6 protein-coding genes are annotated in these 11,717 nt (G+C 72.6%); 5 read left to right on the top strand and 1 reads right to left on the bottom strand.

Going from position 1 to position 11,717, the window contains the following annotated elements; all coding sequences use genetic code 11:
• A partial coding sequence (locus ABT186_RS24730) for a serine/threonine-protein kinase (protein WP_351926870.1) occupies nt 1-1,228 on the bottom strand: 1,228 nt, incomplete at its 3' end.
• A gap of 431 nt (nt 1,229-1,659) precedes the next feature.
• Here ABT186_RS24730 and ABT186_RS24725 point away from each other — a divergent pair.
• The 5 genes from ABT186_RS24725 to ABT186_RS24705 all read left to right on the top strand — a co-directional run bounded on the left by ABT186_RS24725 (nt 1,660) and on the right by ABT186_RS24705 (nt 11,501).
• A complete protein-coding gene (locus ABT186_RS24725; RefSeq protein ID WP_351926878.1) occupies nt 1,660-5,166 on the top strand; it encodes an FHA domain-containing protein in 3,507 nt (1,168 codons plus the stop codon).
• A gap of 153 nt (nt 5,167-5,319) precedes the next feature.
• Complete coding sequence (locus ABT186_RS24720; RefSeq protein WP_351222113.1) at nt 5,320-6,708, top strand: ABC transporter substrate-binding protein; 1,389 nt, start codon at nt 5,320-5,322, stop codon at nt 6,706-6,708.
• Between the two features lie 7 nt (nt 6,709-6,715).
• A complete protein-coding gene (locus tag ABT186_RS24715; protein WP_351222115.1) occupies nt 6,716-8,059 on the top strand; it encodes a carbohydrate ABC transporter permease in 1,344 nt (447 codons plus the stop codon).
• Between the two features lie 112 nt (nt 8,060-8,171).
• The gene (locus ABT186_RS24710) at nt 8,172-9,080 is read left to right on the top strand and encodes a carbohydrate ABC transporter permease (RefSeq protein WP_351222117.1); all 909 of its coding nucleotides are present in this window, start codon (nt 8,172-8,174) and stop codon (nt 9,078-9,080) included.
• Between the two features lie 165 nt (nt 9,081-9,245).
• On the top strand, nt 9,246-11,501 hold the full coding sequence (locus ABT186_RS24705; protein ID WP_351222119.1) for a bifunctional glycosyltransferase/CDP-glycerol:glycerophosphate glycerophosphotransferase: 2,256 nt from the start codon (nt 9,246-9,248) through the stop codon (nt 11,499-11,501).
• Nucleotides 11,502-11,717 lie beyond the last annotated feature (216 nt).

The raw sequence follows: 11,717 nt of genomic DNA, 5'->3' as shown, positions 1-11,717 counted from the left end.
CCTCGCCGGGGTCGAGGTACGCCTGGACCTGCGTCTGCTCGTTGCGGTCGCGGGCCGCGCGCAGCTGGCTCTGCCAGGGGTGCGGCTCCTCGGGCCGCGGCTGGCCGCCCGGCTGGTGCTGCGGCACCGGCGGCATGACCGCCGTCGGGTCGGCGGCACCGGTGTTCGGCAGGACGGCGGTGGGGTCGGCGGCGCCCACGGGGCCCGCGGTGTGAGGCAGGACGCTGGTCGCCGCGTTCGGGTCGTACGCGGAGGCCGCACCCTGCGGCAGCACCTGCGTGGGGTCGGCCGAGCCGGGGACGGCGGCCGGGGCCGGGTCCGGGTCCGGTGCGAGCATCGCGGCCACGCCCTCCGCGGAGGCGATCTGCGCGGAGTTCGCGTGCACGCCGACGCCGTCGGCGACGACCCGCAGCGCCCGCGCCAGGTTCTCCGCGCTGGGCCGCTCCTCCGGGTTCTTGCGCAGGCAGCGCTCTATCACCGTCCACAGCGGGTCGGGCACCGTCGAGGGGCGGCGCGGCTCGGCGCTCAGGTGCTGGTGGAGCACCTCCAGGGCCGTCTGACCGGCGAACGGGGGACGCCCGGTGACCAGCTCGTACAGCAGGATGCCGGCGCCGTAGATGTCGACGGCGGAGGTCTGCGGGCGGCCCTCGGCCGACTCGGGGGCGACGTACGCGGGCGTGCCCACGAACTCGCTCGTGCGCGTGAGGCCCGGAGAGTCGGCCAGACGGGCGATGCCGAAGTCGGTCAGCATCGGGTGCATCCGGCCGTCGTCCTGCTTCAGCAGCACGTTCGCGGGCTTCAGGTCGCGATGGACGACGCCGTCGGCGTGGCTCGCGGCCAGGGCGTCGGCGATCTGGGCGGTGAGCAGAGTGGCGGCGACCGGAGTGAAGGGGCCGTTCTCGCGGAGGTAACGGTGCAGGTCGGGGCCGTCGACGAGGTCCATGACCAGCGCCAGCAGTTCACCCTCGACCACCAGGTCCCGTACCCGCACGATGTTCGGGTGGGTCAGCCGGAGCAGGACGGACCGCTCCCGCAGGAACCGCATCACGATGTCGGGGTCGCCGGCCAGCTCCTCCTTGAGGACCTTGATCGCCAGAGTCTCGCCGGGCCGGCCCGCGACGGCCGCCTCGGCGCCCGCGGTCTCACGCTGGCGGGCTCGCCAGACGGTGCCCGTGGCGCCGCGTCCGAGCGGCTCCTCGAGCAGGTACTTGCTGCCTACCGGCCGCACGTCATGCGCTCCCTGCTGCTTGCTTGACTGGTCCGTCCACCGTGCTACAGGTGTTCCGTCCAACTGTAGTGCCGCAGAACCTGGCACCGGGCTGTCGGCGGGCTGTGCGCCGTCCCCGCTCTTTACGTACGCGGTCCCCGTACGTGTTCGATGAGAAGACGCTCGCTTCGGTTCACTTGGTTGCCCGATCCGGGCGTGACCGATCTCAAGCGGCCACGCGTCGGGCACTGGTCAGGCACTTTTACGGGCAGAGCCGACCAATCAAGATCATTTGACGGTGGACGGCGGGCGCGCTGTCAGTGGCAGGTGCGAGGATGCTTTCCGTACTGGCCGATGTGCTCGTGTGCGGTGGGGGAGTCCGCGGTGGGGTGACCGCGGCGCGTCTCCGTCCCCGTGCGCGGGCGCCCGCGCAGAAGGGACCGCTGACGGCGATGCAGATCCGGCTGACCGTCGTAGACCCCCTGGGCCCGCCCCCGGAGTCACGGGCGCGCGCGGCGAGCTGCGACGTGCTGGTCACCGCGCCCGCCGGGACGGCACTGGCCGCGGTGGCCTCGGGCCTGGCCTCGGCGATCGGCGGAGGCGACGGACAAGTGGTGCTGTACGCGGGCGAGGAGCGGCTCGACGCACAGCGCTGCACGCTGGGCGAGCCGCCCCTGCTGGACGGCGCGGTGCTGTCCCTGGGTGCCCCCGCGGAGCCCGGCCCCGAGCCGGACGAGGACGCGGCCCAGCTGCATGTGGTCGCGGGTCCGGACGCGGGCGGTGTCCATCTGCTGCACGGCGGCGTGATCCGGATCGGCCGCTCCGCCGACGCGGACGTGCCCCTGGACGACCCCGACGTCTCCCGGCTGCACTGCGCGGTGACGGTCACCGCCGACGGCCGCGTCTCGGTCGCCGACCTGGACTCCACGAACGGCACCGTGCTCGACGGCAGGCGGGTGACCGACCGGCCGGTGCGCTTCGCCTCCGGCGCTCTGCTGCGCCTCGGCGAGTCGGCCCTGCGGCTGGCCCCGTCCGGCGGGGTGCGGTCCATGGGGACGGCGCCGGACGGGGAGGGACATGTGCGGGTCCTCGGCGAGGAGGATTCGACAGGCCCCGGGGGTTCCGCACGACCGGAGACACCGGCCACCGTGCCCCACGCGCGCGTGGGGAGCCCCGCGGAGGCGCGATCCGGCACCGGAACCTCGGGCGCGGACGGCCGCACCGGGACCGGTCTCCGCTCCCCCCACGACGGCACCTCCCAGGGTGCGCACGGGTCCCGGGGCGCGCACGGGGACACGCATCACGGCTTCGGCGTCACCGCCTGGGGTGCCTCGGGCGGCCTTGGCCCGGGAGCGCAGGAGCACGAGCCCGTGGAGCCGTCGTCCCCCAGCCTCTCGGGGCGGGTCGTACCGGATCAGGGCGGAGCTCCGCGGATCGAAAGCCGGGGTCTCGCATCCGGGGGCCCGACGGACGAGGGCACGCGCAAGGGAACCCCGCCGCGCGGGACGGACGTGCCGCCGGGGGTGCGCAGGCGCAGCGGGTTCGGCGCCTGGGCGCGGCGGCTGACCGGAGGCCGCGGCGAACCGGGCGGCGCGGGACGGGACGCGTACGCCGAGGACGGGAGTACGCCGCAGCAGGCGCCCCCCGTCGCCCCGGCACCGGAGAAGTGGCCGGACCCCGCGTCACTGCTGCTGACCGCGCTGGGACCCGGGCCGCGGCTGTGGGAGCGCGGCCCCGGGCACCCGGAGGCGCTCACCGTGCGGCTGGGCACGGCCGACCGGGCGGCGCCGGACGGTTCGGGGCTGCTGCCCTCCGTGCCCGTGACCGCCGGGCTGCGCGAGGCGGGGGCGCTCGGCCTCGCCGGGCCCCGGGCGCGGCTGTCCGGGCTGGCACGCGCCGTGGTGGCACAGCTCGCCGCGCTGCACTCCCCCGACACGCTGGAGCTGGTCCTGATCAGCGCGGACCGCTCGCGCCCGCTGGAGGAGCGCACCGCCGAGTGGTCCTGGCTCGGCTGGCTCCCGCATCTCCGCCCGGCCCACGGCCAGGACTGCCGGCTCCTGCTGGCGTACGACCGCGAACAGGCGACGGCCCGCACGGACGAGCTGCTGCGCCGCCTGGGGGACCACCTCACGGACCCGGACGGCCACACGGGCGCGACCGGGGCGACCGGCACAGGCCGTCGCACGGACACGGGCCGCGCGACCGGCACGGCGGCCGAGACGCACGGCACGCAGGACGTCTCGTACCCCCAGGCAGACCCGGGCGGCCTCTCCGCCGGCCCGCAGGACGGCTCTTCCCAGCGCGGCGCCGCCCGTCGCCCCTCCTGGGCGCGGGACGACGACCCGGCGGACGGCACTTTCGCGGGGCCGTACACGGTGGTGATCGTGGACGGCGACCCGGGCGGTGCCGATGTCCGCGAGGCCGTGGTGCGGCTGGCGCAGGAGGGGGCGCGGGCCGGTATCCATGTCGTCTGCCTGGCCGACGCACCGTCCGCCTCCCCCGCCTCGCCGGTGACGGAGACGTACGAGGCGGCGTGCGGGGCCTCGCCGGTGTTCCGGGAGTGCGGAGCCATCGCGCTGCTGAGCGGTGACGTGGCGACGGCGCTGCGGCTGCTGCGGGTCGCGCCGGGCGGAAGCGCGGACGCCGCGCGCGGGCGCCGGGCTCCCGTGGGGCACGGCACGGTGGCCGCCGTGGACGCGGTGTCCCCGGCGTGGGCGGAGCGGTTCGCACGGGCGCTCGCCCCGCTGCGGACGGAGGGCGGCGGGGACCGGCACACGCGTGTGTCGACGCCGTTGCCCCAGGCGGCACGCCTGCTGGACGAGTTGGGGCTGGCGCGGGCCACCCCCGCGTCGCTGATGGCACGTTGGGCGGACGCGGCGGACGACACGGGTTCGCCGGGCGGACGCGCCTGGGCGGTGCTCGGGGCCGGGCCGCGCGGTCCGGTGTGCCCGGACCTCGCCGCCGAGGGACCGCATCTGCTGGTCGAGGGGCCGCCCGGCAGCGGTCGTACGGAACTTCTGCGCTCGATCGCCGCGTCGCTCGCGTCGGCCGAGCGCCCGGACCGACTCGGGATCGTGCTCGTGGACGGCCGCGAGTGCGGCGCGAACGCGGGCACCGGCGGCGACGGTCTGCGCGTCTGTACGGACCTGCCGCACGTCACCACACATCTGGCGGCCAACGACCCCGTGCGCATGCGGGAGTTCGCGCAGTCGCTGAGCGCTGAGCTGAAGCGGCGCGCCGAACTGCTGGGGCGGCTCGGCTTCGCCGAGTGGCACACACAGCGGGAGGGGTCGGGCCGGATAGTGCCCCAGCGTGTGGGGGGCTCGGGAGCGGGATCGGGCTCGGTCTCGGGAGCGGGCTCGGGCTCGGGTGACCTCGACACGCCGCCGAGCTCGACGCTGCGGCTGCGGCCGGCCGCGACGCGGCAGCGGACGGAGACGGGGCCGCCGCTGGCACGGCTGGTCGTGCTGGTCGACGACCTGGACGCGCTGCTGTCCCCGGCGTTGGGCTCACCTGGACGGCCGGCGGCCGGGTCGGTCGTACGGGCGCTGGAGGCGGTGGCCCGGGACGGGGGGCGGCTCGGGGTGCACCTCGTCGCCGCGACGGCCTCCGGCGGACGTACGGCCGAATGGGGGGCGGCGCGCGGATTCGCGTCGCGGGTCGTACTGGAGGCGGTGACGAGCGGCGCGGACGAACCCGCCCCGGGACGGGGGGTGTTGAGGCACGCGGACGGCAGGGTGACGCCGTTCCAGGGCGGGCGGATCACAGGACGGATCCCCCGGACCGCGACGCTTCGGCCCACCGTTGTACCGCTCGAGTGGCACCGTATGGGGGACCCGCCGGCGCGGCGTCCGGTACGCGAACTGGGCAACGGGCCGACGGACTTGGCGCTGCTGGCGAGTGCGCTGGAGAGGGCCGCGCGGTCGGTGTCGGCGGAGGAGGTGCCCTCACTGCTGTAGGTTCCTCTGCGTATCCTGACCGTACGTCACGACGCGGTCACGATCCCTCGCTTGACACCGCGGGTGCTCTTGCCGCCCCGTACGACCCCGCGTAGACCAGAGCGCACGGGACAGCACTCGCACGTTCGACGAGGCACGAAGAACGGGGCAGTGATGCGCAGCACGATCAACACCATCCGGACACGCAGGGCCGCCAGGACCGCAGCCGCTGTGACCGCGGGAGCACTGGCGCTCTCACTCACCGCCTGCGGCGGAAGCAACGACAAAAAGGGCAGCAGCGACAACAGCAGCGGAGCCACGGAAACCGGCACGACGGTCACCCTCCCCAAACTGAATGGCGCAAGCCTGGAGGTCGCCGCCGTCTGGACCGGCGTCGAGCAGGCCAACTTCAAGAAGGTGCTTGCCGAGTTCGAGAAACGCACCGGCGCCAAGGTCACCTTCGTGCCCGCCCAGGACCCGATCATCAACTTCCTCGGTTCGAAGATCGCGGGCGGTCAGCCGCCGGACGTCGCACTGCTCCCCCAGCCCGGCGCCATCAAGCAGGCCGTCGACAAGAAGTGGGCCAAGCCCCTGGGCGCCGAGGCCCAGGCGGAGCTCGCCAAGAACTACTCGCAGGGCTGGCAGGACATCGGCAAGGTCGACGGCAAGCAGTACGGCGTCTACTACAAGGCCGCCAACAAGTCCCTGATCTGGTACAACGCGAAGGTCTTCGAGGGGGCGGGCGCCAAGGAGCCGAAGACCTGGCAGGAGCTGATGACGACGGCCCAGGCCGTCTCCGACTCCGGCGTCACCCCCTTCTCGGTCGGCGGTGCCGACGGCTGGACCCTCACCGACTGGTTCGAGAACGTCTACCTCTCCCAGGCAGGCCCGGAGAAGTACGACCAACTGGCTCAGCACAAGATCAAGTGGACGGACCCGTCCGTGAAGGACGCCCTGACCACGCTCGCCCAGATCTGGGGCAAGAAGGACTACATCGCGGGCGGCCCGGACGGCGCGCTGCAGACCGAGTTCCCGGCCTCGGTCACCCAGACCTTCACCGGCGGTGACCAGCCGAAGGCCGGCATGGTCTTCGAGGGCGACTTCGCGCAGGTCAACATCGGGGAGACCAAGGCGAAGATCGGCACGGACGCCAAGGTGTTCCCGTTCCCGGCCGTGGGCGGCCAACCGCCCGTGGTCACCGGCGGTGACGCGGCCGTGATCTTCAAGGACTCCAAGGCGGCGCAGGCCCTGGCCACCTTCCTGGCCTCGCCGGACGCCGCGACCATCCAGGCCAAGCTCGGCGGCTATCTCTCGCCGAACAAGTCGGTCGCCCTGTCCGCGTACCCGAACGCGGTACAGCAGAAGATGGCCAAGGCGCTGATCGCGGCCGGCGACAGCTTCCGCTTCGACATGTCCGACCAGGCCCCGCAGGCCTTCGGCGGCACGCCCGGCAAGGGCGAGTGGAAGGACCTCCAGGACTTCCTGAAGAATCCGAAGGACGTCGCGGGCACCCAGGCGAAGCTGGAGAAGGACGCGGCGGCGGCGTACGGCAGCGGGAGCTGATCCGGCGATGACGTCGGCCACGGCGGCAGGGGCCCCGAACGCCCCTGCCCCACCCGGGGCACGCAAGAGTGTGACCGGCACCCGCAAGGCCGTGGCAGCACTGTTCCTGCTGCCCGCCCTGGTACTGCTGGGCGCGCTCGTGGTCTACCCGATCGGGTACTCGCTGATCCGCAGCTTCCTCAACCAGCCCGGCGACTCCTTCGCCGGATTCGACAACTACAAGGCCCTCTTCACGGACGACGGCATCCGCACCGCCCTGAAGAACAACATCATCTGGGTGGTGTTCGCGCCGACGGTCTCGACCGCGCTGGGTCTGGTCTTCGCGGTGCTGACCGAGCGGGTGCGCTGGGGCACGGCGTTCAAGCTGGTCGTCTTCATGCCGATGGCGATCTCGATGCTCGCCGCGGGGATCATCTTCCGGCTGGTGTACGACCAGGACCCGAGCCGGGGTGTCGCCAACGCGGTGTGGGTGGGCATCCACGACACGTTCGCGGAGTCGTCCGCGTTCCCCAACGCGCACCCGGGCCGTCGGTCGCCCCTCACCGCACAGAGCGGCGGGTTCGTCACCAGGGCCACGGTCCACACGGGCGAGTCCGTGGCCCTCCCCCTGGTGGGCGTCGCCCCCGACAAGATGCCGAAGAGCGCGAAGCGGGCGGTCCAGGCGAGGCCGGAGCCCGGGAAGATCACCGGCACGGCCTGGCAGGACTTCACGCGCGGCAGGGGCGTCGGGAAGCTCGGCGCGGTCGATCCGTCCGAGCAGGGCTACGCGGGTATGCGGATCGAGGCGGTGAAGGACGGCAAGGTGGTCGCCTCCGCCAAGGCCGCCGCGGACGGGACGTTCACACTTCCGGCGAGCGCGGACGGGGCTCGGCTACGCCTTCCGGCAAGTAACTTCAGAGAGCCGTACAACGGCGTCGACTGGCTCGGCCCGACGCTCGTGACACCCGCGGTCATCGGCGCGTACGTCTGGATGTGGGCCGGTTTCGCGATGGTGCTGATCGCGGCGGGGCTCGCGGGCGTGCCGCGGGAGCTGCTGGAGGCGGCGCGGGTGGACGGCGCGAACGAGTGGCAGGTGTTCCGCCGGGTCACCGTGCCGCTGCTGGCGCCCGTGCTCGCGGTCGTCACGGTCACGCTGATGATCAACGTACTGAAGATCTTCGACCTGGTCTTCATCATCCCGCCGGGCTCGTCCCAGGACGACGCCAACGTGCTGGCCCTGGAGCTCTACCGCAAGGGCTTCTCGGAGGACCAGCCGGGCATCGCGAGCGCGATCGCGGTGTTCCTGCTGCTGCTCGTCATCCCGGTGATGCTGTTCAACGTCCGGCGGCTCAGGCGGGAGGTCAGGCGATGAGGACGCGTCGGGCCCTCGGCCGGGGGTCCGGGGGCCCGCGGCGGCAGCCGCTGATGTCGACGTCCCCGGAAAAATGCAGCAACATCCGCAGGCTCAGGCGGGAGGTGCGGCGATGACGACGTATGCCGGAGGTCTGCCGAAGGCGTCGCCCGTCACGGTGGTCAAGGCGAAGCAGTCGCCCGGCGAACGGATCGCGGCCGCGGTGAGCGGCGGACTGGTCCGCGTCCTCCTGATCGTCGTAGGCCTGTTCTGGCTGGTGCCGACCATCGGTCTGCTCCTCGCCTCGCTGCGCAAGCCCGCGGACATGAGCGGGTCGGGCTGGTGGACGGTCTTCAGCAAGCCCTCGCAGCTGACGTTCGAGAGCTACCAGAAGCTCCTGGAGAACAGCGACATCACCAACTCCCTGGTGAACACGGTCCTCATCACCGTCCCGGCGACGATCCTGGTCGTGGTGATCGGCTCCCTCGCGGGCTACGCCTTCGCCTGGATGGAGTTCCCGGGCCGCGACTGGTGGTTCCTGGGCGTGGTCGGCCTGCTGGTCGTCCCCGTACAGGTGGCACTGATCCCGATCGCCGAGCTGTTCGGAAAGATCGGCCTGTTCGGCACGGTCTTCGGGGTGATCCTCTTCCACACGGGCTTCGGCCTGCCCTTCGCGGTGTTCCTGCTGCGGAACTTCTTCGCCGAAATCCCCCGGGAGCTGCTGGAGGCGGCCCGTCTGGACGGTGCGGGCGAACTGCGGCTGTTCACCCGGGTCGTGCTGCCGCTGGGCGGTCCGGCGATCGCGAGCCTCGGCATCTTCCAGTTCCTGTGGGTGTGGAACGACATGCTGGTCGCGCTGGTGTTCACCAAGTCGGGCACCCAGCCGATCACGGTGGCCTTGCAGACACAGGTACGCCAGTTCGGCAACAACATCGACGTCCTGGCACCGGGCGCGTTCATCTCGATGGTGATCCCGCTGGCCGTGTTCTTCGCGTTCCAGCGGCAGTTCGTGTCGGGCGTCATGGCGGGCGCCGTCAAATAGTCCCGTCCGCACGGCAGTTCAGGGGGTGGGCCGGAACCCGGTCCACCCCTCGCCGTTCACCTGGGGTTTCCGGTGGCGTTCCCCCATATGCCGCAGTCGACGTAACCAAACCGGCCCATTGGCCGTTTCCGGGCAGTATGCCCGCGCCGATCCCATGGATGCCCCTTGCCCAGGTTCAGTGTCATCGTCCCCGCGTACAAGGTTCAGGCGTACCTGCAGGAATGCCTCACATCCGTGCTGGAACAGTCGTACACGGACCTAGAAGTGATCGCGGTCGACGACCGCTCGCCCGACGCCTGCGGCGCGATCATCGACGAGTTCGCCGCCCGTGACGGGCGCGTCCGCCCACTGCACCTGCCGGAGAACGTGGGGCTCGGACGGGCCCGCAACGCGGGGCTGGAGCAGGCGACCGGCGACTACGTGCTCTTCCTGGACGGTGACGACACCCTCGCCCCGGACGCGCTCCGGGACATCGCCGACCGGCTCAAGGACACCTCCGAGCCGGACGTCCTGGTCTTCGACTACGCCCGTGCGTTCTGGACGGGAAAGACGGTCCGCAACCAGTTGTCGGGCCTGCTCACCGAGCAGGGCCCGGCGCCCTTCACCCTCGATGACCGCCCCGGTCTGCTCTCGCTGCTGATGGTGGTGTGGAACAAGGCGTACCGCCGCGAGTTCGTCGAACGCGAGGGCTTCGCCTTCCCGCCCGGCCACTACGAGGACGCGCCCTGGACGTTCCCGGTGCTGGTGAGCGCGGAGACGATCGCCACCCTCGACCGGGTCTGCGTCCACTACCGCCAGCGCCGCCAGGGCAGCATCCTCGGCTCGACCAGCCGCAAGCACTTCGATGTCTTCGGCCAGTACGACCGGGTCTTCGCCCACCTCGACGCGCACCCCGAACTCGCCCGCTGGCGGCCGGTGCTGTTCCGCCGCATGATCGACCACCTGGCCACGGTCTTCGTCCGACGCGGCCGGCTGCCCCGGGACAGCCGGGCCGAGTTCCTGCGCCTGGCCCGCGCCCACTACCGCCGCTACCGCGTCCCGGGCGCCCCCATGCGCCTGCGCCATCTGCTGATCCGCTTCGGCAGCCACCGCACCTACCGCCTGCTGTCCCTGGCGTCCCGCCTCGTGCGCGGCGCCGAACGGCAGATCTCCAAGTGGAGCAGGCGGCTGGCCGCGACCGCGCTCCAAGCGCACTACCGCATCCAGCTGCGCCTCCCGCTGCGCGCCGACCGCGCCGTCTTCACACGGGAGGCATCGGGCCCGTACGGCTGCAACCCGGGCGCCTTGGAATCCGCGTTCCGCAATCATGTCCCGCACATCCGCACCGCATGGATCGCGCACCCCGAGCACCACCACACGATCCCGGTCGCGACACGCCGGCTGCGGCCCGGCTCGGCCGCGTACTGGACGGCGCTGGCACGCTCCAAGTACCTCGTGCACAACGCCGACTTCGATGGCCGTGTGGTCAAGCGCCGCGGTCAGGTCCTGATCCAGACCCGGCAGGGCACCCCGCTCAAGCGCATGGGCCTGGACCTTCAGGACCGTCCGGCCGCCGCCCGCGGCACGGACTTCGACCGGATGCTGCGCTCCGCGGACACCTGGGACTACGTCGTGTCCGGCAACCGGCACTCCACCCTCGTCTGGGAGCGCGTGTTCCCGTCCCGGTTCACGACGCTGGAGTACGGGCTTCCCCGCAACGACGTCTTCGCCCGCGCGACCTCGGCGGACGTGGCCCGGCTGCGCCAGACCTTCGGCATCCCCGAGGGTTCGGTCGCCATCCTGTACGCGCCGACGTACCGCGACTACCGCCGCGGCCAGCGCCTCGCCCTCGACCTGGAGAGCGTGCTGCGCCGGCTCGGCCCGCGCTTCGTGCTGCTGACCCGCGCACACCCCTCGTACGGCGAGCCGCTGGCGCGGGCCACCGGCGGCAGGCTGATCGACGTCACCGGCCACCCGAGCGTCGAGTCGGTGTGCCTTGCCTCGGACGCGCTGGTCACCGACTTCTCGTCGCTGATGTTCGACTACGCCAATCTCGACCGGCCGATCGTCGTGTACGCGGACGACTGGGAGTCGTACGAGGCGGCCCGTGGCACTTGCTTCGACGTGCGCGAGGCCCCGCCGGGCGCGGTCGCGCGCGACGAGGACGAGCTGATCGACATCTTCGCGACGGGACACTGGTGCGGCTCGCGCTCGGCGCAGTTGCGGAGGGCGTTCCGCGAGCGCTTCTGCCCGTACGACGACGGGCGCGCCGCCGAGCGCGTCGTGCGCCGGGTCGTGCTCGGGGAGAGTGCCTGGCTGCCGTCGGTCGTGCCCCTGGCCCACCGCCATCCGGTCCCGTCCGCGGCGGCGGGCCTGCGGGCCGTACCGCTCACGACCGTTCCGGCGCCCGGCCGCCCCGTGCGGGTCGCCGAGACCCTCTGACCCGAGCCCCGGAGTTCCGCCATGCCGCGCAGGCCCACCCCCGCTCTCCCCCAAGTTCTCGGCTTCTCCCCCGCTCTCGGCTTCGCTCGAGCGGGGGGACCCCCATGAACAGGGGGACCCCCATCGTCACCTGGCGTCCCGCCGGACGGCCGCGGCGCTGAGGTTCCCGCACTCCCACGACGCACAGGCCCCGGGCCAGGAACCGGGGCCCGAGAG

Origin of the sequence: Streptomyces sp. NPDC001634 (assembly GCF_040298185.1) — a bacterium.
Classification (GTDB): Bacteria; Actinomycetota; Actinomycetes; order Streptomycetales; family Streptomycetaceae; genus Streptomyces.
This window is presented reverse-complemented; position numbering and strand designations above follow the sequence as displayed.

Excerpts from the sequence above, each read along its gene's own strand:
- ABT186_RS24715 (WP_351222115.1), top strand. The coding sequence starts at position 6,716 with ATGACGTCGGCCACGGCGGCAGGGGCCCCGAACGCCCCTGCCCCACCC.
- ABT186_RS24710 (WP_351222117.1), top strand. The coding sequence starts at position 8,172 with ATGACGACGTATGCCGGAGGTCTGCCGAAGGCGTCGCCCGTCACGGTG.
- ABT186_RS24720 (WP_351222113.1), top strand. The coding sequence starts at position 5,320 with ATGCGCAGCACGATCAACACCATCCGGACACGCAGGGCCGCCAGGACC.
- ABT186_RS24725 (WP_351926878.1), top strand. The coding sequence starts at position 1,660 with ATGCAGATCCGGCTGACCGTCGTAGACCCCCTGGGCCCGCCCCCGGAG.